Source organism: Planococcus sp. BI3 (genome assembly GCF_056680115.1).
This window is the reverse complement of record NZ_CM155266.1, coordinates 3,488,252-3,514,473: the sequence shown is the minus strand read 5'-3', so window position 1 is coordinate 3,514,473 and position 26,222 is coordinate 3,488,252. Positions and strand designations below refer to the sequence as shown.

General features: G+C 48.2%; 16 protein-coding genes. 3 read left to right on the top strand and 13 right to left on the bottom strand.

From position 1 onward, the window contains the following. Nucleotides 1–223: 223 nt before the first annotated feature. On the top strand, nt 224–1,378 hold the full coding sequence (locus AC1MEO_RS17535; RefSeq protein ID WP_480332877.1) for an acyltransferase: 1,155 nt from the start codon (nt 224–226) through the stop codon (nt 1,376–1,378). A 1,251-nt stretch (nt 1,379–2,629) separates the two neighbouring features. On the opposite strand, the gene csaB is transcribed toward AC1MEO_RS17535, so the two are convergent. The 5 genes from csaB to AC1MEO_RS17510 form a co-directional block, all read right to left on the bottom strand. Further along, complete coding sequence (gene csaB, locus AC1MEO_RS17530; protein ID WP_480332875.1) at nt 2,630–3,757, bottom strand: polysaccharide pyruvyl transferase CsaB; 1,128 nt, start codon at nt 3,755–3,757, stop codon at nt 2,630–2,632. Further along, nucleotides 3,754–5,622, bottom strand: a complete 1,869-nt coding sequence (locus AC1MEO_RS17525; RefSeq protein ID WP_480332873.1) for a DUF5693 family protein — start codon at nt 5,620–5,622, stop codon at nt 3,754–3,756. Before AC1MEO_RS17525 ends, csaB begins: the two co-directional genes overlap by 4 nt. A gap of 48 nt (nt 5,623–5,670) precedes the next feature. Beyond that, nucleotides 5,671–7,230 carry a putative polysaccharide biosynthesis protein gene (locus tag AC1MEO_RS17520; RefSeq protein ID WP_480332871.1) on the bottom strand — a complete coding sequence of 520 codons (1,560 nt, stop codon included), beginning with the start codon at nt 7,228–7,230 and terminating at the stop codon, nt 5,671–5,673. Continuing rightward, nucleotides 7,230–7,964, bottom strand: coding sequence for a WecB/TagA/CpsF family glycosyltransferase (locus AC1MEO_RS17515; RefSeq protein WP_480332869.1), 735 nt, complete (start codon nt 7,962–7,964; stop codon nt 7,230–7,232). The genes AC1MEO_RS17520 and AC1MEO_RS17515 overlap by 1 nt, the downstream gene beginning before the upstream one ends. A gap of 117 nt (nt 7,965–8,081) precedes the next feature. Further along, nucleotides 8,082–10,049: an S-layer homology domain-containing protein gene (locus AC1MEO_RS17510; RefSeq protein WP_480332867.1), complete on the bottom strand. Its 1,968-nt coding sequence runs from the start codon at nt 10,047–10,049 to the stop codon at nt 8,082–8,084. Between the two features lie 427 nt (nt 10,050–10,476). Between AC1MEO_RS17510 and AC1MEO_RS17505 the strand changes: the two genes are divergently transcribed. After that, a complete protein-coding gene (locus AC1MEO_RS17505) occupies nt 10,477–11,871 on the top strand; it encodes an N-acetylmuramoyl-L-alanine amidase (RefSeq protein WP_480332865.1) in 1,395 nt (464 codons plus the stop codon). Between the two features lie 77 nt (nt 11,872–11,948). Then, entirely contained in the window at nt 11,949–13,601 is a 1,653-nt protein-coding gene (locus AC1MEO_RS17500; protein WP_480332863.1) for a S8 family peptidase, read from the top strand. A 921-nt stretch (nt 13,602–14,522) separates the two neighbouring features. Here AC1MEO_RS17500 and AC1MEO_RS17495 read toward each other — a convergent pair. From AC1MEO_RS17495 to AC1MEO_RS17460, 8 genes are all read right to left on the bottom strand, one after another. Beyond that, nucleotides 14,523–15,545 carry a C40 family peptidase gene (locus AC1MEO_RS17495; RefSeq protein ID WP_480332861.1) on the bottom strand — a complete coding sequence of 341 codons (1,023 nt, stop codon included), beginning with the start codon at nt 15,543–15,545 and terminating at the stop codon, nt 14,523–14,525. A gap of 340 nt (nt 15,546–15,885) precedes the next feature. Next, entirely contained in the window at nt 15,886–17,298 is a 1,413-nt protein-coding gene (locus tag AC1MEO_RS17490) for an alanine/glycine:cation symporter family protein (RefSeq protein ID WP_480332859.1), read from the bottom strand. A gap of 337 nt (nt 17,299–17,635) precedes the next feature. Next, nucleotides 17,636–18,727, bottom strand: a complete 1,092-nt coding sequence (locus AC1MEO_RS17485) for an amidohydrolase (RefSeq protein ID WP_480332857.1) — start codon at nt 18,725–18,727, stop codon at nt 17,636–17,638. An 835-nt stretch (nt 18,728–19,562) separates the two neighbouring features. Continuing rightward, entirely contained in the window at nt 19,563–20,519 is a 957-nt protein-coding gene (locus tag AC1MEO_RS17480; protein WP_480332855.1) for a nuclease-related domain-containing protein, read from the bottom strand. Between the two features lie 761 nt (nt 20,520–21,280). Further along, nucleotides 21,281–22,894: a M20/M25/M40 family metallo-hydrolase gene (locus tag AC1MEO_RS17475; RefSeq protein WP_480332853.1), complete on the bottom strand. Its 1,614-nt coding sequence runs from the start codon at nt 22,892–22,894 to the stop codon at nt 21,281–21,283. A 146-nt stretch (nt 22,895–23,040) separates the two neighbouring features. Beyond that, nucleotides 23,041–23,955, bottom strand: a complete 915-nt coding sequence (locus tag AC1MEO_RS17470) for a DMT family transporter (protein ID WP_480332851.1) — start codon at nt 23,953–23,955, stop codon at nt 23,041–23,043. Nucleotides 23,956–24,368: 413 nt separating this feature from the next. Beyond that, nucleotides 24,369–25,820 (bottom strand): sodium/pantothenate symporter, encoded by a 1,452-nt coding sequence (gene panF, locus AC1MEO_RS17465; protein WP_480332849.1) that lies wholly within the window; start codon nt 25,818–25,820, stop codon nt 24,369–24,371. Next, complete coding sequence (locus tag AC1MEO_RS17460; protein WP_480332847.1) at nt 25,817–26,086, bottom strand: YhdT family protein; 270 nt, start codon at nt 26,084–26,086, stop codon at nt 25,817–25,819. Before AC1MEO_RS17460 ends, panF begins: the two co-directional genes overlap by 4 nt. Nucleotides 26,087–26,222: the final 136 nt, after the last annotated feature.

Below are 26,222 nucleotides of genomic sequence, written 5' to 3'. Positions count from 1 at the left end.
ATTCCATTTATTGTGCGACTTTATTCATTTTCAGTGTAGCATGACAGAATTTTTTCAACAATAGCATAATTATAACTAATTCAAATCTATTACAGTACCTTTACAAACTTCACGAAAAAATAATGTCTGCACGCTTGCAGCATATAGTATGGTGAAACATGGTAACATGAAAGTGATGTTTTCTTGAAACAAGATATACTCTATGCAGAAAGAACGGTGAAATATGAAACCACTAGCCAGAAAGCATCTGGACGAGGTCCAATATGCGCGGGTTCTTGCCCTATTCGGGGTATTCGCAGTTCATTCGTCGTCTACCGGCGTTGTCGGAACCAATCCGGAATCGTTTACCTTCATGATCTATAATTTCTTTAATATTGCTGGAAAAATCGGAACACCGGTTTTTATTTTCCTGAGCAGCTTTGTGCTTTTCTATACCTATTACCACCGGGAATTGACTGCCAGCCTGTTCCAGAAATTCTATAAGAAACGCTTATTGTATATCCTGGTCCCATATGTGGTCTTCTCGGCCTTCTACTTTCTGTTCAAGGCTTACCTGAACAAGAATTTCACAGATATTCCCGTGATGCTCGAGGAGTTCCTACGGGCTTTGGCAACAGGCAAAGCGCATAACCATCTGTATTTTGTGTTCGTCAGTGTCCAGTTTTACTTGATGTTCCCAATCCTGCTTTACCTGTTCAAGAAGTCTGCTTTTATCCGGAAATATGCGATTCCCATCGGCTTTATCATCCAGTGGGTGTGGGTCCTGCTGAATTCGGCTTATTTCCAGGTGCCGGCGAAAGGGTCAATCGCGCTGACGTATTTCATGTTCTATTTCTTCGGGGCTTTCCTCGGCGTCTATTATGAAAAAGTTGCGGCGTGGATCGGCAATTGGCGCAAGGTCTGGCCGGCCATCGCCTTGATCGCGGCAGGCTATCTCTTCATGATTTATTTCTATGTCAGCATCTATTATGATATCCGGACCGGCCAATGGAGCGGCAACAGCAAATGGATCGAGTTCGGTTGGAGCATGCATGCCATGTTTGCGGCGACAGTGATTTTCATTTTCGTCCATTTCCTCGAGACTTGGAATTTGCCGCGGGTCAAGAAGTTCATGATTGAAATCGGCGTCGTGTCGTTCGGCATGTACTTGATCCATCCGTTTTTCTTGATGATCCTGAGAATGTACGTCTCCGGCGGTGATCCGCTTGTTTTCCATTCTTGGCAGCTGATCACGCTGCTAGTGACGTTCTTCAGCAGTTGGCTGATCGTCCGCCTGTTTTATGAGTTTGTGCCATACAGCTGGGTGTTCTTCGGCAAAGGCAACCGCGTGTTGAATAAACGCAAAAAAGCGAAGGGTACGAAAGAGGCAAAAGTATAAAGTGTTGAGGCATTCCTTTTTCAGGGGATGTCTTTTTTTAGTTTTAGTGGGTTCTACAAGTCGCTTTGGTGCTTTGGAGTAAGATGCGGGAATAGTTTTAGTGTGGTTCTATAAGTCGCTTCGGCGCTGTGGAGTGGGTTCCCACAAGAAGCCAGGCAGCTGGGAGAGTGGTGGGTGGGAGTAAATAAAGGTTCTATAGGTCGCTTCGGTGCTCTGGAATGGACTCCCGCAATAAGCCAAGTAGCTGAAGTACGCTACTCGTCTTATCGCTCCGTCCACTCCTGGACGCACCTGCCGCTGGGGGTGTTGGGATACGCAGCAAAAAACTTTTTTTGTGTGGAAAGGGTGCGAGTGGTTCTGGAAACGCTCGGCAGCGGTGGTGCACGCGCCTTCGCTGGGGGAGGAGAAAAGAAAGGAATTGGAGAATCATCTTTTCGGGGTTCTACAAGACTCGTCGCGGTTTCTACCTCACCATTTCACGTTTCTACCATAGAAGGTGAGGAGGCTACCTCACCACAATGCTGCTCTACATGAAAGTTTCGACTTCCTACACGAATTCCATGAGAAAAATCACAGCTTGTGTGTGCGGGAGGACTGATCAGAAAGCGCCGCTCCCTATTTCCGGCTGCTCGCCGCGCGAACAGCTTCCATTCGGGGGCTTGAACTATAGGTGAAACAGCTCGGATTCAGGTAAAAGTGGAGAACATTCATGTAGAGGTTTGAATGGTTCATGTAGCCGCTCCACGAGTTCATGTAGAAACCCAAGACATCAAGCTAGAACCACGAAACGTTCATGTAAGAGCAATCCACCTCTCGCTCACTCGCTCCCACAACCCAAAACCAAACAGCGATCCGCTTCGCTCCTCTAAGATGCCCGCTTTTCGCCTGCGAAAAGCACTAAGTGCCACTCGCTTTCTTATTATCTTCTCGCTTCCATACAACAGCGACGCTTTCACTCCCACACACCCTTTATAAATAGGAAGGAACCTAGAAGAATGAGCGGAAGACGGCGACTCCTGCGGGAACAGCGCGAGCCGGAGCCACTGGACTGAGCAAAGCGAGGGAAGCGGCAGAGGCCGTGCCCGCGGAAAGCGTCCGTTTGCAGCGATTTCTTCCCCCTTGACCCGCTTCGCTGGCTTCACCCCCGGCAGCTGGCACCTGGAGCGAATTCTCCACCTCACGCAATAATTTTACTCCACCAAAAAACAGGCTATCTAAAAGGCGTGCAACCCTTTAGATAGCCTGTTCTAGTTAGCCGTTTCCACTTTTCTTTGAGTATGCCAGTGGTGCGGCGTTGGTGACTGGTGCCTCGATGGCATCGAGGACTGTGCGTGCTGTTTCATTGGCACTCCTTTGCAGCGGTATGGCTGCTTGGGTGATTTTCGCCAGCTCGTCCGGGTAGTTCGAGAAGATGAGCTCGATTGCGTGCACCAGGTCAGTGTGGTTCCAATCCTTTTTCTCGACATGGCCGAGTACAGGCTGGCCTACGATTTCGGCGAATGAGTCGATTTTTGGATCGTACGATAAGGCCACGAAAGGTGTATAGCTGACAGCTGCAAAAATTAAAGCGTGCAGGCGCATGCCGAACAATACATCCGATTCTTTGATGATGGCCATTTTCTCTTGGATCGTGCTGTCGTGAGGTGAAATATGCGCCTTGGTTTTCATCAGGCTTGCAACGTGCTGGGAGGTTTTGGAATCGTGTTTTCCGTGCATGGGGATAAAGACGATTTCATAGCCCTTATTCACCAATTGGTCGAGTCCCGTTGCGATTTCCTGGAAGGCATAGGCGTCATCTGCCCAGTCACGAACCGAGACGGCGATGACTTTATTGTGGAAATTCTGCTGTTCGAGCCAGCTGCTGCGAAATTTGCTTGCATCGATGGCCATGACCGGATCCGGCACCAGTTGAATGGGTGAAGAAACCCCTATTTTTTCCAGCAATTGCTTGGACTGCTGGTCTCGGACTGTCAGCAGCTTCACTGAATTCAGGACGTATTTGACGATCAGTTGATTGACTTTGCTGTTGATGGGACCCATTCCCTGCGCATAAACGAATACCGGTTTTTTCAGCTGCTGGGCAATCTTCATGACGCCCGCGTAATACGGGATGCTTTTGCGTCCGGTTTCGTCTTGAAGCAGGCTGCCCCCACCGCTGATCAGTCCATCGGAGGACTTGATGGCTGCGCGGACTTCCTTCAGGCTCCACCTGTTGACAGCTTTGACACGATAGGTTTCAGCCGTTTTTTCCGGCTTGTTCGACAGGATGATAATGTCGATTTCTTGATGGTACTCCCGCAATGAATGGACAATGGCATAGAGAATAGCTTCATCTCCAACGTTATCAAAACCATAATATCCAGATAAAACTACTCTCACGCCTGCCACCTCATTTTTATCATAGTAATCATTCGTTTCCATACAGTTTCATATAGCCAGATTAGGATAAGTCCTATTATAAACCCGAAAACGATGCTATAACCACTTCTAAGCAATGAAATCAGCAAAGGAATGTGAAGATGAGTAAATGTATTCACTAGTGACAGGAACCCGATGACTCCGATGACCAGCAGGAAATAATAGGCTTTCGGAAAGCTTTTCGCCATATGGAGCGCCAGGATGAAGAACGGGAAGCCGATCAGGAATTCTTTTGTCCGTGGTCTGACGTAAAGGATCTGCTCCATCAGCAAACGTGCCTGAAGTTCAATGGCAGATACCTGACCTGCATTGCCAGTCCGACTTATATAATACAAAGCAATACCAGCGGCGATGGCAATGATCACCACATGCCAATAGACAACTTTCATATTCAAAAGGTTTCGGATGTTCCCCCACACTGCATAAATGGCAATAAAGGCAATCGGCACAATATAGATCAGCGAGACGCCTCTGAACAGGTCAATTCCCAACAGGTATTGATTGCCGCTCAGCAGGACGACGATCAGCCAGATACCGATGGCTGAAATGGCGAGTGCCTGAACGTAAGATCGGAGCAAATACCATTTTTTCTCTGGTTCTTTTTTCAATAGGACTGCCCAGATCGGCGCTGTGATGGCAACCGCTAAGGCGAATGCCTTCAGGATCATACTTTGCCCAATTACCAGGTAGATAAGGGCAACCAGCGTTGAACCGACTAAAGCAAGCCCTGTCAGCCGGGTGTTCTTGAAGACCGATTGCGTTGCCAATGTCAGGAACGCGATTGCCCCGAGCAAAGCCATAATGGTTTGCCATAAGGGCACGCTATAGGTTTCAAAAGAGCGTGATTCGCCCATCACGAAGCTGTTCGGCAAGGCTTCCGTTACGTCAGCCTGAAGTTCTTGCAATGCGGGCAATGCCTTACCATACTCTTGCTGTGTCAGGTTCAGGAAAAATGCCCGGATATTGCGTTCTTTTGCACCACGAACAATTTTTTCGGCACTTTCGGCAATATTATCGTCCGTGACAGCCAAGCTGTGGAGCCGTACCAGATTCAAATCATTGACGTATGCCAACTGATTCAAGCCCTCTTGGTCAGCAAATTCGATGCTCATCAAACCATAGCCGGCTGTTTTCAGCTGCTCGCCGAACTCATTCAAACGGACAGGATCTGTAAAGGCAGTTACTTCTGTTCCGTTGAACAGCACTTTATTGATGCCAGGCTGTTTAATGGAAAGAAGCGCATCGATCATCTTTTCGAGTTGGGCTTCGTCCGCATAATTGCTTATCCGCGGCACCACTTGGAGGCCGGCATCCAAAATGGAAGCAATGACTTCTGGATCGTAGCCAATCGGCGCCGACTGGATGGTGGCCGCATCTCCCGGAATATAGACATACTCTACATTGTTTACAGTAACCGGGTAGGTATCCTCGAAAAGGCCTGCTGCAAGCTCCTCAAAATCAAAAGAGCCGTTCGAGTGGACGAATAATCCAGGCTTGCTGAATTCTTTTTCCAAAGGCTCCTGCTGTGTCAGCACGAGGTTTTCTTGTATTCGGGAAGTGCTGACAGCGGTAATCAGCCCTTTTCTTTCCAGCGTACTGACGCTATCCGGTTCCAGGCTGACGCTTTGGACGCCGCTGGTCTTAAAATCCGATAATATCTTTTGGGGTGTCAGTTCTGGATCTTCCACCAGCCACTGTGTGGTCAATTTGTAAGGAACGATGCTTTCGATCTTCTTATTCGATTCTTCTATTTGTATGCGCTGAAATACTGAAGGAATGGTCAGCAGCAGTGCAGCAACAAGGATTCCGATTAAAACTTTCTTCACGTAAGTACACACCCTTAACTTTTCTTGGTTTTGCCCGGACTGCAGGCGTTATTTCTTGGCGATGAATTTATTTATGACAGGAATGCGCTGCAATACGCTTTGATCCACGGCTTTTGTTGCCAACAACAGGACAAAGTAGATGATGCCGCCGCCGGCTGCTGCCGCTCCCACATACAATAAAGCTGCAAGTCTTGACAGCTCTTCAAAATCCAATAGGTAACTTGGCAACCAGATGGCTGCCCCCATGACAAGTGAAGCGACAATGATAGAGCCGGTCTTTTTCGGGAAATAACCGAATCCCGTATATTTGCGGATGGCTGCGGCATTGAGCAGAAACAGGATCACGTAGATGGCTGCGGTCGAAACGGCCGCGCCTTCCAATCCGTAAAGATTGACCAGCACCAGGTTCAGCACCAGTTTGATGAGTACGCCGAGGACGATGATCCAGGCACCGAGCCGCGCTTTATTGATCCCCTGCAGGACACCGGTTCCAAGTACCGTCAGCGATGTGAACAGCGAACTGAACGACACGATGGCCAGCACCGTGCTGCCCTGCAGATCCGTAAACAGGCCGAGGTTGATCGGCAAAGTCAGGACGACCAATCCGACAGCGGCTGGGACGGATAATAGAAAAGTCAGGAAAAAAGTATTTTCGATCAATTTAGCCGAGCCGACTCGGTCGTTATTCGCCAATTTTGCAGAAATGGAAGGAATCAGGGGCAGAATGACTGAAGCGGCAAAAACCGTGACAATCTGCACCAGCGCCAATCCTCTTCCATAAATGCCATAAAGTGAATTGATGTCTTCAGTGGCTTCCCCGTGCATTTTCAATGCAGTCGGGATGGTGATGGAATCGACCAGGTTCAACAGGGCCATCGTGATGGCGCCGATGCAGATCGGAAGGGAAATCTTCAGGATGGTTTTGGCGGTCGCTTTGAAATTCGCCAATTTATACGGCAAGCCTTTGGCTATTTTGACTGACGAACGATTGTACAGGATCCGCAGATAAACGAATGAGCCGATCGCTCCGATGATGGAACCGATCATGATGCCCCCTGCAATCTGCTCGTCGCTGTAGAGATGGTCCACCATGAAGATGGCCACCAGCAGAATCAGGCCGACGCGGATGAATTGCTCGATGACCTGCGACACCGCGGTTGGCGTCATGTCCTGATGCCCTTGGAAATAGCCGCGGTAAACCGCCATATACGGTGCCACAAGCAAAGTGCAGGAAACGACGATCAAGGCAAGGCGTGTCGTTCCGCCACCAAGGACAGCGGCAATCTGATGGGAAAAGCCGTAGATGACCAGGAAACTCGCAATCCCGAAAATCAGCGCCAGAATACCGGATGTGAAGAAGATATTCTTGACCTGCTGCTCGTCATCTTTTGTACGGGCTTCTGAAATCAGCTTGGAAATAGCGATTGGAATGCCGGCAACAGAAAGCGTCAAGGCGACCATATACACCGGATATACGAGGGTGAAGATTCCCAGTACTTCATCTCCCGCGATATTTTGCAGCGGGATCCGGAACAGGCTGCCGAGTATTTTAGATAGTAATGCTGCAATAGATAAAATTAAGGTGCTTTTGATCAAGGTGTTCTTCATTATTTACGTAAAGCCTTTCGTCCAATCACAGTCGCTGCAAATTTCGGCAGTACGAGCATGCGTTTCCAACGGGATGGCTGCTTGACCAGACGGTAGAACCATTCCAGGTTCATCTTCTGCCACAGCTCCGGTGCGCGTTTGACCGTTCCGGAAAAGACATCAAAACTGCCGCCGATGCCGATGAAGATCCCTTTATCGAATTCCTCGATATGGGCGCCGATCCATTGCTCCTGTCTTGGAAAACCGAGCGCCACAAAGACGATGTCCGGGGCTGCATTTTTGATCTGCTGCGGCAGGAGGGGGTCGTTCCAGTCGAAAAAGCCGTTGTGGCTGCCGGCAATTTGGATGCCCGGATAATGCTGTTTGGCTTTCTTGACAGTTGCCTGCAATACTTCTTCAGCCGCTCCAAGGAAAAAGATGCTGGAGTGGTTTTTGTCTGCCGATTCGAGCAGGTCGAGCATCAAATCATAGCCGCTGACGCGTTCCGGCAGCGGTTCACCGATAATCGCGGCAGCTTTGACGATGCCGATGCCGTCGGCTGTTATGTACTGGGCTTTTGCCAGCGTCCCTTTGTATTGCTGGTCTTCCAGGGAATGCATGACGATTTCAGGATTGGCGGTCACGACGAAGGTCTTTTCCTGTCTTTCAATATGGCCTTGCAAGGTGTTGATAAACGATTTCCGGGATGTGTTGATGAATGGCACTCCCAGTATATGGACGAATTTCGAAGTCATGGTTAATCTCCTTTTAGGGCAAAATATCTTAGGCAAGTATAACATAAAGAGGAACCCTGTGTTCAAGCTATGACCGCTTGAACACAGGGTTCCTCCATTAAGATTGTGTAAAGATTATTACTGCGCAAGCGGCAGCATTTTGATATAGGCGCCGTGCACATAAGCCTTCGTATAGGCTTTATCTTCCGAGGCCACTTCATACCAAAGCGCTCCACTAGATGCTTTTGTTTCGTTATTGATGATGACCGGCACCGCTGCTGTTTTCAGTGAGTAGATGGAAGCAAAGTTTGTGCTTGCATCTTTTCTGAAGTTCAGTGGCTCGGTCGTCGTGTAGCCAAGTTCGTGCTTGTTCAAATCTTTGTTTCCAAGGTGAGCATCGGCGCGGTACATATGTCCCGCAATCTTCTCTCCCCAGAATGCATCAGATGCATAGCGGACGTTCATGCCGATGCCTTTATTGCCAAGGATCGATCCGTTGTAGTAGCTGCCAAGCGGCGTTTGGTAGCCTTTGTTGATGCGCAATGCCGCGTCTTCGATCGACTCTCTGAATGTAGCGTAGGAATAGGCACGGTTATAAGCATCACCGTCCACCGCTCCGTAGCCAAAGAGATTGTATTTGTCCTGAGCAATCTTACTGATTCCCCAACCGCTTTCATGGATTGCATGGGACATCAGGTAAAGCGCATTGATCTTATGGGTCTTTTCCATTTCTTTAAAGAACTTGCCGGTGCCGACAAGCGGACTGGCTGTCCATTTTTTGCCATTGAGTGTCTGGTTATAGTACGGGAACTTGTCCTTCAGGTATTTATCGAGTTCTGCAGCTGTGTAGCTGGTTGTCGACTGCAACGGCAGCATATTGAAATACTGGTGGCTTTCAACTACTTTGGCACCTGATGCGTTCGTGAATGTTGCCCCGTCCCAGCTGTAATATTTCATGCCGCTGACAAATTCTTTGGGCGCCTTGCCGATGATGCCGGCTGATGCGTAGTTGCCGGTCGCATGGTTGAAGATTTTATGGACCATGTTCAGGCCGGACGCTTCATAATAAGACTGTCCTTTTTTCATCGGTTCCGGAATGAGCCGGACCACTTTCGAACTGACATAGCCGACTTTTCCGGCCAGTTCCACTTTGACAGTTGTCGCTGTAGCGTCCAAAAATTTCAATTCTGTGTTGGCTGGTACATAAGGACGGAAAGTTCCACTGCCCGCTTTCAGGCTTTCAGATGGATAAATTTCCGTATATGCATTTGTTGTGGCAATTCCCTGCTTCATCCAAAGGATTTGGTTGCTGCGTTCGACTGCCTGAACTTTTGCGTTCTTTTGAACGTATTCCTTTGCCTGGGCGAATGTATCGAAATGCTTCACAACAGTCGTCTTATCTGCAGCAACTGCTGATGCCTGGAATTCCAGATTTTGGGGCGGGAATACTTCATCTCTTGCTCTCAGCATGACCAAAGCCACCATCCATCTTTTTGAATTGTCCTGCGGCTTGAAGGTATTGTCTTCATTGCCATTAAGGATGCCCAGATGGGAAAGGATTCGGACGTCGTCTTTGTGGTCGTCTCTAATAGTAGAAGAATCTGTAAAACTCAAAGCTTTTGTCTCTGAAACGTTTATGATGATGCCTTTTGCTTTTAAGGCACGCGACACCATAGTCGCCATTTGTTCCCGGTTGATCAACTCATTCGGTTTGAATATGTTGTTGGGATAACCTTTGATGATTCCAGCATCCACAGCCGCAGCTATCGGATTGTAATACCACTCGCCGGGAAGAACATCCTTAAAATTCAAAGTGGCTGCAGTTGCCGCCGCGCTGAATCCGGCATTTTCAACCGAAGCGCTGTCCACTGGCGTTCCGAGTTCGAACGATTGAACGACCATTTTGGCGAATTCTGCACGTGTCACTTCTTTATTGGGGCGGATCGTTCCGTCATCATATCCGTTGATGATCCCCAGTTCCATTAATTTCCTCATTTCAGCTTCATAAGCATGGCCTGCCAAATCATCCGCTGCTTTTGCAGTCTGTGGTGACAGGGCCGAAAGTACGACAAGAATCGCGATAAAACCAATCAAAAATTTCCTCATTACTACTAGTCCCCCTTTTATAATTAAGGCAATAATTTACTATTCATTAATAAATCAAACTGCACTTACAAATCTACCCCCTACTTTATAGCATTTGAACCAGGCTAACTATAATGCTAAATATCTATATTTATCCAATTAAATGAATGGAAAAATTTATAACAGGTTCAATTATACCACTAGTTGTTCTTCAGAGAAAAAGTTAGATTTTTATTATTTCCGTTTCATTCGAAAAAAATTCAGAATATTAGATAATTTTTTCTATTTATATAGGCATTTTGTATTGGTCATAAATACATATTTTAAAAATATAACTTTTAAACCATACTATTTTCTTATTTATTAAAAAAACCCATTATTTTCAATAACTATCTGCTAATATAACTAACAAAGAGAAACAACAAACATAGGAGGAAATGAAAATTAAATGAATAATCTTTTATCAAAAATTACACTGTTTCTAGTCGCCTTTGTTTTAGTGATTTCGAGTCTAGGTATAAATGCCGCATCCGCTTCGACAAACCCTTTTAAAGATGTTTCGTCAACAGACAAGGAAATTCTTTACTTACTGAATAAGGGACTTATAAATGGAATCTCAAAAACATCGTTCGGCCCAGATCAAGCTGTCACCCGTGAACAAGCTGCTACATTGATCGGCCGTGCATTGAATTTGAATGGCACGCCCCGCAAAACAAAGTTTGCGGATGTCAGACCAGATTGGTACAGTTCAGGCTACATACAATCTGCAGTTGAAAAAGGAATCATTACTGGAGATTCAGATGGCACTTTCCGTCCTCGGGATACAATGACACGCGGAGAAATGGCCTACCTATTAAGCCGCGCATTCAATTACACGAAGACAGGCCATGTTTTCTTTAAAGACATCACGACCAATTCAAGTTCAACCAGCCTTTACACAGCAGTCAATAAAATTGCCACTGCAGGCGTTTCGAATGGCACTGGAAAAGGCACTTATACACCAAACAGCAAGCTCATCCGTGGGGAGTTCGCCATCTTCCTTGCCCGTGCACTCAACTCCGATTTTAGAGTCACTTATCAAAATGTAGCGTTCGCCGACTTAAACGTGACCGTCGACAACTTGAATGTCCGTAAGTCAGCAAGCGCCAGTTCTACAGCCATCGGCAAACTGAACACCGGTGCACCATTCCGTGTCTATGGCTATAACGGATCATGGGCTTACGGCAAGAGCGGCACCCTGACTGGCTATGTTCATACCGCTTACTTGGGCAAAGCAGTCCCTGTCGTCGCCAACAACCGGTTCATCACCCTTGATCCTGGGCACGGCGGCAGCGATCCTGGCGCAGTAGCCAATGGATTGCGTGAAAAAGACATCAATCTTGATGTTTCAAAACGTGTCGAATCAAAACTGAAAGCTAAAGGCATCAAAGTTTATATGACGCGTACAACAGATGTGTTCCACACTTTGGACGCCCGCGTTGATAAAGGAGTCGCTAGTGGTTCTAACGCATTTGTCAGCATCCACACAAACGCAGCAACTGCTACTTCAGCAAGCGGTTCTGAAACTTTCTATTCTGCTTCGATCGGCAACGACAGCAAGCAGTTGGCTACATTTATCCAGAACCGCCTGTACAAAGCGATGGCCCATCCGAACCGCGGCGTTAAAAACTACGGTTTCCAGGTTATCCGCACCAACCCGCTTCCAGCTGCTCTAGTGGAACTAGGATTTGTCACCAATCAGTACGATGCCGCCAAATTAGCATCCGGAACTTATAAAGATCGCGCCGCTACAGCAATCGCTGATGGAATCGTAGATTATTACAACTGGAAAGCAAAAAATTAATTTTCTGAAACGGACTTAAAAGTCCGTTTTTTTGTTGTATACTACAGGAAGATGCAATGTACAGAGGAGGGATTCTATTGAAAAAAATAAGCTATTTGGTAATTTCCGCAATACTTCTCAGCGGATTGCCTGTCCATGCAGCTCATGCAGCTGATAACCAGAGCGAATCAGAGCGTGTGATCATCTCGTTTAAAGAAGAAATCGATTATGGACTGCTCAAAGAAATGGGCGCTGAAATCCACGAAGAATTCGATGCCATTTCTGCAGTATCTGTCACCTTGCCTGAAGAAGGCGTAATCCAGTCTGCCAGCAGCGAATCTTCCATTGAATACATAGAAGAGAATTCGGAAGTCCGAGCCGCAGCCCAGACCACGACCTGGGGCTACCGGACAATCAAAGCAAACACTGCTTCAAGCCTTGGCTATACTGGCAAAGGCGTGAAAATCGCCATCATCGATACCGGCATCAACGCCAAACACCCTGATCTGAAAGTAGCTGGCGGCATCTCCAAAGTTAAAGATTCACGCCACGACACAGACGCCAATGGCCATGGCACCCATGTCGCGGGGGTCATCGGATCTTTGAATAATTCAATCGGTACAGTCGGCGTTGCGCCGGACGCTCAGCTCTACTCAGTCAAAGTCCTGTCAGCCGACGGCATCGGTACGCTTGAAGGGGTCGTTTCAGGCATCCAATGGGCCATCGATCAGAAAGTGGACATCATCAACATGAGCCTGACCACCATCAACAATAACCAAACCTTGCTCGACATTACGAAAAAAGCATATGATGCGGGCATCCTCATCGTGGCCGCTTCCGGAAACGAACGGGAAAATCCCGTCTACAAGGATGTCCTGTTCCCAGCACGCTTCCCTTCCGTCATTGCAGTCGGATCGGTTTCCAAACTCAATAAACTGTCTTATTTCTCGAATTACGGAGCATCCCAAGAACTGGTGGCACCTGGAGAAAACATCTTAAGCAGTTTCGCCAATTCCAAAACCACTACTCAGGACGATTATGCCATCTTGGAAGGGACGTCCGTTGCCTCTCCTTTTGTCGCCGGCACATTCGCTCAATATATGGAAGCCTATCCGCATCTTTCGAACAATCAATTGCGGGAAACCGTTAAACGTTCTGCAATAGACCTGGGCACAAAAGGCCGCGACAATACGTACGGGAACGGCCTCGTCCAATCTCTGCAGACCAAAGCCGCGCTGTTCCCGGATCTGAAGAATGACGTGTGGTACTCAGTCCCAATCAAAAATATCTTTGACCGCGGCATCATCACCGGCTTCCCGGATGGCACATACCGCCCAGCGGCCACCATCACACGAGCTGAGGCTGTAACGATGCTTGGCCGTGCATTAAAGCTCGATAAGGCAAATAAAAACTATCGCTTCAGCGACGTCCCAAAAGATTCGTTTGCAGCTGGCTATATCAACAGCGCCTATGAACTTGGTTATATCAAAGGTGTGGGCGACAATAAGTTCCAGCCCAATGATCCCATCAAACGCGGAGATATGGCACTCATGATGCAAGCTGCATTTAAACTGGCCGGCACCCAGCAAACCAGCTTCTCAGATGTTCCAAAATCCATGTATTATTACGACGCCATCCAGGCAGCCTACTCCAGCAACGTGGTCACGGGCTACAATGACAAAACATTCCGCCCAACAAAACCCATCACCCGCGCAGAAAACGCTGAATTTATGAGCAACGCGCTAAAATGATGAAGTTGTAAAATAATGAAGCCAAACCGGTTTGCCGGTTTGGCTTTTTTTGATTTTGATGATTTTTTGAGTAGAATTCCTTTGCAGCTATAGCTTTTTTGATGCTTACCTCCAAGTTGCCGGCGGCTATATGAATCTTCCGGGCCGCTAAATGAACGGTGGCCGTCTTTACCTGAACAGCCTCACTTTCTACCGAAACGCCGAACGCTTACCTCCAACCCGCCGCTGGCTACATGAATCTTCGGGGTGGCTACATGAACGGCGGACGCCTTTACCTGAACAGCCTCACTTTCTACCGGAACGGCGCTCGCTTACCTCCAACCCGCCACTTGCTACATGAAGCTTCCGGGCCGCTACATGAATGGCGGTCGCTTCTATATGAACAGTCTGGCTTTCTACCGGAACGGCGCTCGCTTACCTCCAACCCGCCTGCTACATGAAGCTTCCGGGCCGCTACATGAACGGCGGACGCCTTTACATGAACAGCCTCACTTTCTACCGAAACGCCGCTCGTTTACCTTCAACCCGCCGCTGGCTACATGAATCTTCGAGGCCGCTACATGAACGGCAGCCGCCTTTACATGAACAGCCTCACTTTCTACCGGAACGCCGAACGCTTACCTCCAACCCGCCACTTGCTACATGAAGCTTCCGGGCCGCTACATGAACGGCGGCCGCTTCTACCTGAACAGTTTCGCTTTCTACCGAAACGCCGCTCGCTTACCTCAACCCCGCCGCCTGCTACATGAAGCTTCCCGGCCGCTACATGAACGGCGGACGCCTTTACCTCAACAATCGACGTCTTTATATGCCGCTTCGCTCATCCTCACACGCATACCCAATTTTCCACACAAAAAAATGCAGGTCCGCTCGACAATATCGAGTGGGCCTGCAGCCTGGACGTTCTCCTATAGGGAGTTCTTAGTTGTTTTCAATCGCACGATAAACAAATGCTGTGTATTCTGATCGCTTGGCATTAGCGTTCGGCTGGAACGATCCATCGTTATGGCCAGTCGCCACTTTATTAGCTGCCAATGTAACGATGGAATTTTCGGCCCAATGGCCTTTGATATCCGTGAAAGAAGTGGATGAAGCTGAAGCTGAGTTCACCAATCCAAATGCCTCCGTCAGCAATTTGCTGATTTCTCCGCGCGTAATATATTCATTTGGCGCAAAGTAGCCAGCTGATCGCCCATTGACGATTCCTGCTTTCATGACAGCGTTGATATTGCCGGCTGCCCAATGCGAGGCGGGTACATCTTTAAAGGCTGAACTTTTAACCGGTGCCAACTTCAATGCTCTGGCGATGATTGTCGCTGCTTCTGCTCTTGACACATTATCGTTCGGCTTGAAGATGCCGCTGCCGTTTCCTGTGAGGATGCCTTTTGTAGTCAGGACTTTGATTTCATTAACTGCCCAAAAACCTTTTGGCACATCATGGTACTGCCCAAGCGGTAGAGTCGGCTTTACTACAGGTGTTGCTACGTTTTTGATTTCGCTCAAACGGCGGGCGCCCGTGTACTTAGGAGCCCAATAAGAATTGGTGTTCAAGTTGGCAACCGTAACACCGCTGCTCGTGGCAGAAATGAAATTGCCGTTGCCGACGTAGATGCCGGCGTGTGAAATCCCTGCTTTATATGTACCTGAAAAGAAAACCATATCGCCTTCTTTAAGATTGCCTTTGCTGACGCCTGTTCCTATTTTGTACTGCTCTGCAGCAGTTCGCGGAAGTGAAATATCGAAATTGTTGAAGACATAACGCAAATATCCTGAGCAATCAAAGCCGGATGGCGTTGTCCCCCCAAATTTATAAGGTGTTCCTTTAAACTTCTCTGCATATGAGGTTAATTCGTTTGGTGTCGCTGCACTGGCTTCGGTGGCATTGAATGGATTGGCTGATACTAATAAAACTGCAATTATCATGAGCATTAGACGTTTCTTCACTTGGCACCTCTTCAATTTTATTTCGGAATGCTGATCAGGCATCAACCGCTTTTTCCATCTTTAGTATATTTTTGATTGTATCAGTAAAAACTCCCATTTAATGTTACAGTTACGTTACAAATATGTAACATTACCTATTTGAATGTTTATATTTAGGAAAAAAAGGAATACTAATGTTTATCCTTTTCCAACACGAAAGGACTAACAGCTTTCTGAGCTGTTAGTCCTTTTGCTCTTTCGTTAATTGAATACAAATGGATATCTGTGGATTTTGTTATCAATTGGAGCAATAAAAAAACCCTTTTGCCAAGTAGGCAAAAGGGTTTTGGATTTATTATTCTTAGCGTTTTTCTTCTTCGCCCCAGCATTCGGTATTTTTCAGGCCAGGGATGTTCTTCGCAAAGAACTCCGGATTTTTTCCGGCTTTGCGCTGGCTTGTGTAATCGTCCAGCACCTTGAAGGCAATTTTGCCGAGCAAGGCGATGACTACCAGATTGAGTACAGCCATGAAGCCCATGAACAGATCGGCCATGTTCCAGACCAATTGAACCTGTGCCACTGCACCGAACATCACCATCGCCAATACGCCGAACCGGTAAGCTGTCAGCCAGCCGCTGTGGGCATTGATGAATTCGATATTTGTTTCACCATAATAATAGTTTCCGATAATTGAACTGAAAGCAAAGAACAAGATGGCAATTGCCAGGAAGTATGGCGCCCAGCTGCCTAGGTGTACGTTTAATGAAGCCTGTGTCAGCAGGATCCCTTCCTGTTCGCCGTTCGAATACAGGTCTGCCAGGATAATGATGAAGGCAGTTGCCGAACAGATGACGATGGTATCGAAGAAAACGCCCAAACTTTGCACAAGCCCCTGCTTCGCTGGATGCGAAACGTTGGCAGATGCTGCCGCGTTCGGCACAGAACCCATACCTGCTTCGTTCGAGAACAATCCTCGGCGGACCCCCTGCATGATGGCCGCACCGATACCGCCGCCGACCGCTTCCTCTAAACCGAAAGCGCTTTGCAGGATCAGGCTGAACACCGCTGGAATTTCAGTGAAATTCATGATGACAATAAACAATGCCACAAATATGTAAATCGTTGCCATGACCGGCACCACTACTTGCGTGACGCTGGCAATCCGCTTAACGCCACCGAAAATGACAATAGCCGTCAAAACTACAAGCGCGACTCCGATTGTCCAATCCGGAATATTAAAGACATCTTCGAATGATTGCGCAATGGTATTTGACTGGACAGAGTTGAAGATAAAGCCGAAAGCCAATGTCAAAAGGATGGCGAAAACAATCCCAAGTTTGCGGTTGCCGAGCGCTTTTTCCATGTAATAAGCTGGACCGCCGCGGAATTGGTCGCCGTCACGGACTTTATAGACTTGCGCCAAGGTGCTTTCGATGAAAGCTGTCGCCATTCCGATGATGGCCACCATCCACATCCAAAAAACCGCTCCCGGGCCGCCAATGGCAATCGCCAATGCGACACCGGTGATGTTGCCGGTTCCTACTCGTGATGCCGTTGAAATCGTGAAGGCCTGGAAAGCGGATATACCGCTGTCGCCATCCTTTTTCTCCGTGATCACGCGGAACATTTCGCCGAACAGGCGAACCTGGACAAATTTAGTACGAATTGTAAAATACAGGCCAAGGCCCATGAGAAGTGCAATTAATATGTAAGTCCAGAGCAAAGTATTGACGTTATCTACGAACCATGTGATCGCATCAAAAAAAGCATCCATCTAAATTCTCCCCTTTTTAATAAACTTATTAACAATACCCTGTTTCCATTAGAAAGAAACGTTCTTTGCCGCGGGATATAACGAGAACCTTCACTCAGCGGGGAGTTCCGTTCCGGAAAACCAAATCATAGGCGAAGAGCGCTCCTGTAACCGCCGACCTGCAGGCAGTTGATTTCTTATTTGGATAAACGAAAATTTTACTGCCCATTAAAGTGAAATAAAAATGAGACCCTCTAGTAAAAGAGGGTCTCGGATATCGGCTCACATTCATGATAACATGTGTTTGGACCGAAGAAGAGTTGTTAGTATTTTAAGTTATTTCCCGGGAAATACTTTCTTAGGTGGCTTTTATCGTATTTGCCAAAACACGTGCACCAATTGCCAGGGCTTTATGGTTGAAACTCATATCGGGATGGTGAAGACCAGGCGTGAGATCCGCTCCAATACCGATCATGGCTGCATGCAGTTCCGGCTTTTTGATGGTATAGAAATGAAAATCGTCCGCGCCTGTTGTATGGACCGGCGGCGCAGTCGCGTCATCCCCCAAGGTTTCCCGAATGGCGGTGTCTGCAATCTGCATCGCCGTTTCCGACACTTCTGCCGCAGGCGTGTAATCGGTCCATTCAAAAGCGATCTCGATATCGTGCAGCTTGGCGATTGCATCCAAGCCGTCCGCGATTTTTTGCTGAAGCTCTTTCATGAGCCCGTTCGACTGCGAACGGACATCCATAGAAAACTTCGCGCTCCCCGGGATGATGTTCAGGCTGTCTCCGCCTGTCTGGATATGCGTCAATTTTGCCGAATACGATTCAAACGGCGAGAAATAAATCGTTTTTACGAATTGGTGGATCGCTGCAATCACATCGATGGCATTTTTCCCTTGATGCGGACGGGCTCCGTGTGCATCCACGCCGGTGATTTTCCCTCTCAGGAAGATGCCGGATCCGTGATGGAGCGCAGGCGTTACCTGGCTAAAGGGCAATTCCTCGATTGGGCGCAGATGCACGCCGTATAAATGCGATACCCCGTCGACGGCTCCCCGTTCGATCATTGACAGCGAGCCATTGCCCAGCTCTTCGGCCGGCTGAAAAATAAAACGCACACGTTTGGTCAGGGTTTCATCCTTCAGATGCAGAAGTGCTCCGAGCACCATCGCCATATTGGCATCGTGGCCGCAGGAATGATTGGCCTGCAGCTTGCCGTCCACTTCTTGCCAAAGCGCGTCGATATCGGCGCGAATCGCCACCACTTCCGGTCCATTGCCGATTTCCGCAATCAACCCGGTGACATCAGGGAATGTATGATAGTCGACGCCGAGCTCAGTCATGATCGCTGCCAATTTTTTGGTGGTCTCCACCTCTTTCCAGCTGACTTCCGGATGCGTGTGGAAATGGTTGAAGTATTCGAGTATTTGCTGGTCGATATTCATGTAATTGTCTCCTTTGTCTGAGAAATTCACTGTAATAGTTTGATTGTACACGAGGAGAAGGGAGAATTGTGAAGAATTGGTTGAGGCAGTGTTTTTTTTGGTCGGCTACATGAACGGCTGCGGGTTCTACATGAAGCTTGCGGGTTTCTAAGTGACGCGCGGCCGGTTTTCTACATGACTTCTCGACTCCTACGCGAAGCTTTTGGTCGGCTACATGAACCGCTGCGGGTTCTACATGAAGCTTTCGGATTTCTAAGTGACGCGACCGCTTCTCTTCATGACTCCTCTATTCCTACGCGATGCTTTTGGTCGGCTACATGAACCGCTGCGGGTTCTACATGAAGCTTGCGGGTTTCTAAGTGACGCGGCCGGTTTTCTACATGACTCCACGATTCCTACGCGATGCTTTTGATCGGCTACATGAACCGCTGCGGGTTCTACATGAAGCTTTCGGGTTTCTAAGTGACGCGGCTGTTTCTCTTCATGACTCCACGATTCCTACGCGAAGCTTTTGGTCGGCTACATGAACCGCTGCGGGTTCTACATGAAGCTATCGGCTTGCTAAGTGAGGCGCCCGCTTCTCTTCATGACTCCTCGATTCCTACGCGAAGCTTTTGGTCGGCTACATGAACGGGTTCGATTTCTACATGAAGCTTGCGGGTTGCTAAGTGACGCGGCCGCTTCTCTTCATGACTCCACGACTCCTACGCGAAGCTTTTGATCGGCTACATGAACGGCTGCGGGTTCTACATGAAGCTTGCGGGTTTCTAAGTGACGCGGCCGGTTTTCTACATGACTCTCCAAGAATCCTACTGTATTCCCGCTAAAAGTATGTTTATTTTTTCTGTGGCTGGCGGATATATTGGCGATATCGCCGCCCACCCACGGGATGGCAACCGTTTCGGACCAAGAAACGCTTAGCAGCATCGAGTTTTTCCAGACCGAGAAAATCGCGGCATTCAGCTGTATTGATTGTGGGTTTTATAAGCATGAACCAGTCCTCCAACGCATCAGAATCGGCATCTTGGCTGATAAACCGGCACGTTTCACATTCCCATACAAGTGTTTTCCGCTGCATCTTTCCAAGTACGCACCGTGGACAAAAGACTCCGGGTTCGATTTCAGACGGTTCGATTTGAAATTTGGGCGCTAAGGGGAACGGCTGATAATTCCTATGAACAGCCAGTATACTTTGCCCAAGCTGATGAAGTTCTTCTATAGAAAGAAGCGGTTTTGGCAGTTTCATTTTCGATAAGTGAAAATTGACTTCGCCCGCAGCTAAAATAAGGGCATCCGTCGGTGCATCTTCAACAATTTGGGAAGGATGCGCAATGACGATAATAGTCGCCACTGGCAGTGGACAAGCGAGGGTTTTCAAAAATTTGTTCATGCGTATAGCGGTTTCATTCATTTGCGTGATGGGGCTCTTATAACTTTTAATCTCACCATTTGTCAATATCGAATGGAGCGCACTCGGATTTTGCTTAAATTGAAGCTTTCCAGCAATGTTTTTTATTTCCAGCAAGAATACACAGCCCTGAGTGAGTATCACAGTATCGACTTGAATTTTAAACGCCTCTCCCAATGAAAAATCCTGGATGATCCGGTGAGGATAAGGCGGGTCAAAAAATTCCAATGCTTCATCCAAGCGCTCTTCTCCCCCGTAGCCGGCGTTAGCATTATTGAGACTATTTTTCACAGCCGTCCGTTTTGGATGAGTAGGTGGCAGCCTTTTTAATAAAGCTTCGTACCCAGCAATTTTTATCGGCTTTTCCCGATGTTTAATGATCATAAAATCTCTCCTTTTTCTCATTAGTTTAGCAGATAAAATAGCATATTACCATTTATATCCAAATCCGATTTTTGAACCTCTTATAGCTGCCAAAAATGAGATTTGAGAAGATGTTTATGTAAAGATTCGCGTTGCTTACATGAAAGTTTCAGCTTTCTACATGACACTCTTTCCGCTCTACATGAATTGTTGATTTCTATCTCACCTATTTGGATTTTTATAAGAACCTTTCATCTCCATACCTCACTCCTCCACACTCCTACCTGAAAGTTTCACATTTCTACACGAATCAAGGTTCGCCACCTCACACCTCCCTCCTCCTACATGAAACCTCCATCCCTCTACATCAACCATTTCCCATCCTACCTGCAAATTCCGCACCTCTACACGAATCCTCCACATCCCCAAAACCTCTCCACCAAAACACTCAGATGCCCAGCCCCAAACACGCTTTTCGCGCGCGAAAAGCCACAAAACCGATCTTGAACGGAAGCAACTACAGCATCCTGTTCGCTGCCTTATACTTTTACGCCCTTATGTGAATCTTTGGCCGCTATACATCACATTTTCGCCTTCTTAGATGAACAGCTGCCTTGTTAGCAGGAATTGCACCCTCCTACCTTATGCTTTATCGTTTTTACATGAACCTTTTATCGTTCTACGTTAATTTTCCATACTTCTACAGGAAAATCGTACATTTCTATATGAATCTTCTTCACGCTCAGCCAGATGCCCAGCCACAAACTAAAAAAAAAGCCACCTCAATGGCGGCTTTTCACAGGAATTGACAAGATCATTTCTTCCAATAGGATAGGCATTTCTTCGAATGTGTTTTTGATGTGCAGGCGCTCGGTGCGTTTATGGGCGTCTTTGCCGTAAGGGCCGACGTTCAGGACCGGCGCGGTCAGCTGTTTCATTGCCTGGAACGGGATGCTGTAGGGATCGCCGTAGACGGGCGTGTTGTTTTCATAGGTGATCCAGCCGCCGTTTTGGTCGGTATAGTTGACGTAGCTCAGGTCAGAGATGCCGTTGAAATAATGGACTTGTTCGATGTCCAGACTGAACTTTTCTTTGGCGTTGGCAGTTACTTGTTCAACGCATAGCTTGACCAGCTCGTTTTCCGATGAGTTGACGGGCGGGTAATACGGCGGCGCGTACATCAGCACCATGGCCGGCGTCAGCTCCTGGCAATTGATGAGCAGGATGTCTGTGACATGCATGGATTTTTCGCGGACGTCCCATTCCGGGTGCATCAGCGTGTCGCGCAGCAGATCGGTGATGTAGTCATGGCCGAATTTATTGAGTGCATATTCCATCAACTTTTCGTAGCGCATGACGTTGATGCTGCCGACCGGCTGGATATTTTCGCGTTCGCACATGGCATGGTAATCGCGTTCGCAATGGGCTGCTGCCTCTTTCGCGACATTTTCGAAAATCTGGAAGACTTCCTCGGCGTTGCGCTCCATCATGAAGACATTGTACATGGCGGAAGAACGATAGGGAGTCTGTGCTGAATAAGACAATTTCATATCACGCTGCATCAAAGTTACCGGCAGCGGCGTCGTTTCACCATAGACAACTTCCTTGAAGCTCGGATTCCATTCCATGCGATGCGTCAGATACGTCGCGATATAGCTTGATGTGATGCCTGACAGCGGCTCGCCGACATGGGTTTCTTTGCCGTAAAACAGCGCAGATGGCATGATTTTGCCGATTGATCCCGTATAGAGATAATGTTTCGTGTCGCCGGGTTTCATTGCAAAAACAGGTTCGCCGTTGAGGAACAACAGGTATTCCAAGCCATGCTCACGCTCGAGGTCAAGCAGTTTGGAAACGCCGTAACGCATGCCTGCTGAGTTGACTTCCTCATCTGGAACCGTCATCAGCAAGAGGTTGATCGGCCATTCTTCAATTGAAGCTTTTTCAATCAAGGCCATATGTAGGGCAAGTCCAGCTTTCATGTCCATGGTGCCGCGTCCGAAGAGGTATTCACCGGAATCGAGGTCGCTTAACGTGTCCGCGTCGAGTTCATCGCGGATCAGCTTGAAGGCCTCCGCCAATTTGTAGGGACTGCACGCCAAAGGTTCCAGATCTCCATATTCTCCTGTGTGCACCGTGTCGAAATGGCTGAGCAGAACAATGGTGTCGACCGCTTCCGGATGTTTATAGAGAGCCGTTACGTTTTGCCGCTCCCAATTCACTTCACCCAATCCGATATACTCCGGATGTTCCTGGAAATAGGGAAGCTCCATGAGTTTGTCTTTCAACTTAAAAGCAAACTCCACCTCTCCATCGGTCAATGTCAGGCTTTTCCAATTGACAAGTTCACACAATAATTCCTGTAATTTCTCCGGCGTTCCCCATAATGTGGCCACGGCTTTTCACTCCTCTGATTGTTCTTGGATGTCTGACTTTCTTCTATTATAATGAACTTCCCTAGAAATAAAAAGAGGGCTCAAAAATATACGCAAATGCTATTGTTGATTGCCTCATCTATGGATTTAGTCTACATAAAAACGGCTCAATTCGAGAGCCGCTTTCTGCGTTTTTTCAAAAGATCTTCCGCTGCTCCAGAACCGAACAGCACCCCGATGACAATCAATACGAGTCCATAAATATGGCCCACGCTAATCTTTTCATTCAAAATCACGCTGGCCCCCACCAAGGAAAACAAGGTGTTCAAGTTCATGAAGATGGCGGCTTTTGTCGGACCTGCCTGCCCGATCGAATAATTATAAAGCATATGGCCCACTGCCGTTCCGAGCATCGCCGAGAACCCGAAAGCCACCCAGAACGACGTCGGCACAAGCGCGAACGCCCGGATTTCACCCGGCTCCTGAATGAGCGCGATGACGAACAAAACAACCGCGCCCACGACGAACATATAACCTGTCAGCAAGCGCGGATCCAAGGAGCGCGCTGCTTTGGCGATGACAATATAGCTCAGCACCTGCGCCAGAATCGAAATGAAGACGAAAACGTCGCCGATGTTCAAGCCTGTCGCAGCACCGTTGCCGACCAATACGGTAGCCGCCACTCCTGCAAAACCGACCACTACGCCGAGCCATTGCAGTTTCGACGGGTAGTTGCGCATAATCAGCGATACCAATACCGCGGTCAGCATCGGCCCTGTGCCAAGGATCAGTCCGGCATTCGAGCCGGTAGTCAGAGACAGCCCGTTCGACAGGAAGTAATGGTGGCCGACGACATTGAGCAAGGACCCGAGAAAGATGAACTTCCAGTCGCTTTTGGCCGGCCACCGCAGCATTTTAAAGCCTGCGAGAATCCCCATGACCGACAATCCCGCCAATAAAATACGGAACGCCGTCAACGTCACCGGATCCACAAATTCCACCATGTATTTAACAGAGGCTAAGTTAAAGCCCCAGACAATCATCACTGCTGTCAGGATGCCGTAAATTTTCCACTGAGTCAATTGCTAAGACCTTCTTTCGCCTATTCGAATATAAGCACTTATTTTACGCCTGTTTTCAGTTTATGTAAACGTCCAAAAATTCACTTGTGGGTTGGATTGTTGTAATCAACTAAATGGAATTATATAAGATGAACTATATTTTTTAGTCGATATTCCGCAAAACAGCTTGCTTTCGGGCCCGCAGGATGCGGGTCATGCAGGTAGCGCGACAGGACGTCGCGGTGCCAACTGCCAAGGGCTCGCGCTGAGCTTGCTCCCCTGGGCGTCTGCGCTGTTTTGCTCCATATCTTTGAGAGCTCTCCAGCCCCGGTGCGGCTCAGGACGAGAAGGAGCGATAAGACGGGTATTCTTTTCCAGCTTATGGCATGGGCCTTGTCCAAAGCGACCAAAGCCACTTCCTCCCCCCTATTCCATCAACGCACATTATAATTATACGCCTTCCTGCCGATCAATAAACTAAACACAATAAAAGCGGCGAGCGACAACAGCACCGGCAGCGTCACGGTATGGACGCCGAACAGGTTGCCGTTTTCCAGGTTGTAGAAATGCAGCCCGATATAGCTGGTGATGCCGGTTGCCATCGAGGCGATTGCCCCGTATTTATTGCCCCATTTCCAATACAAGCCCAGAACAATCGGCCAAATAAAGGCCGCTTCCAAGCCACCGAAGGCGAAGAGGTTCAGGAAAATCAGCAGGTCAGGCGGATCCAAGGCCAGCAAAAAGACGATTACGCCTAGGATGCCGGTCACACCGAACGACACCCGCTTTATGGTTTTAATGGTGGCGTCGGGTTTTATGTAATTCAAGTAAACGTCTTTGACGATCGACGAGCTGACCAGCAGCAACAAGGAATCGACGGTCGACATGATGGCCGCCATCGGAGCGGCCAGCACAATGCCGGCTACCCACGGCGGCAAAGTTTCCAGCGCAATCAGCGGAATGACTTTGTCGCCGATTTCGATTCCCGGAAGGATAGGGCGCGCAAAAACGCCGATCAAATGCATATTGAGCATGATAAATCCAGTGACCACCGTCCCGATAATCAAAGCTCTATGCATCGAACGTGAATTCTTGTAGGACATCGCCCGTACGGCAATTTGCGGCAAGCCGACGACGCCGACACCGACCAGGATCCAGAATGACGATACGTAAGCTGCACTCAAATCACCGTTAGCTCCATATGGCGTGACCAGGTTCGGGTTTTCATTGATGAGATCATTGACGATGTTGGGAATGCCTCCACCCGCGACGATGACCGCAATCAGTAGGACCAATGTCCCAACCAACATGACGGCCCCCTGTACAGCATCCGTCAATGCAACCGCACGGAAACCGCCGATGGTGACGTATACGAGGACACTGACGGCAAATAAAAATAAGGCCGAATTATACGATAAGCCTGTCAGTGATTCCACGAGGCGTGCGCCGCCGATCCATTGCGCCGCCATCGCGGAGAAAAGGAAAATGATGATGCTGAGCGCAGACAGCAGCACGACGGCTGTACTGTCATAGCGCGATTTCAGGAAATCGATCATGGTGACCGCTTTGTAGCGGCGGGCCATGATGGCGTATTTCTTGCCGAGGATCATCAGCACGAAATAGCCGGTGACCACCTGCGACATCGCCAGCAGCACCCAGCCGAAGCCCATCGTATAGGCCGTTCCAGGGCCGCCCAAAAAACTGGACGCACTGCCGTAGGTCGCCACCATCGTCATGGCCAGCACAAAGCCGCCAAGTTCACGGCCGCCCAGGAAATAATCACTGATAAAATTAGAAGATGTCGACAATTTCCGGCTTGCCCAATAGCCGATAAAAAAGATGATCAGCAAAAAAACGATCATCGGTACTAATACAGCGTAGTTCATTGCAGATCCTCCTCTTCCTCAAATGGCACTTCAACAAAGAAGAATTTCACGATGACGATGACCAGTACCGCAATCAGCAAAAACCCGACGACGCAGCTGTAGAAAAACCAATCCGGCAACCCGAAGACATAGCTGTATTCTTCTACTGGCCGCGAACCCATGCCGTACGCAAATCCAAACCACCATACAAAATTGAACAGCGCCAAACCGACGCCGATCTTCGCTTCCCGGTGGGCTATTTTAAACCGCCAATCCGTTTCTTCCATGTCTGCACGCTCCGTTCATTCATCTTTTTATTCTTTTTCAGCATCGGGCCGACCCCGGCTGAGTAGACTTTTTCTTTACCTCAATCTATCGTACACTATTGCCGCCTGCAGATTAACCCCATTAATCCGAACAATC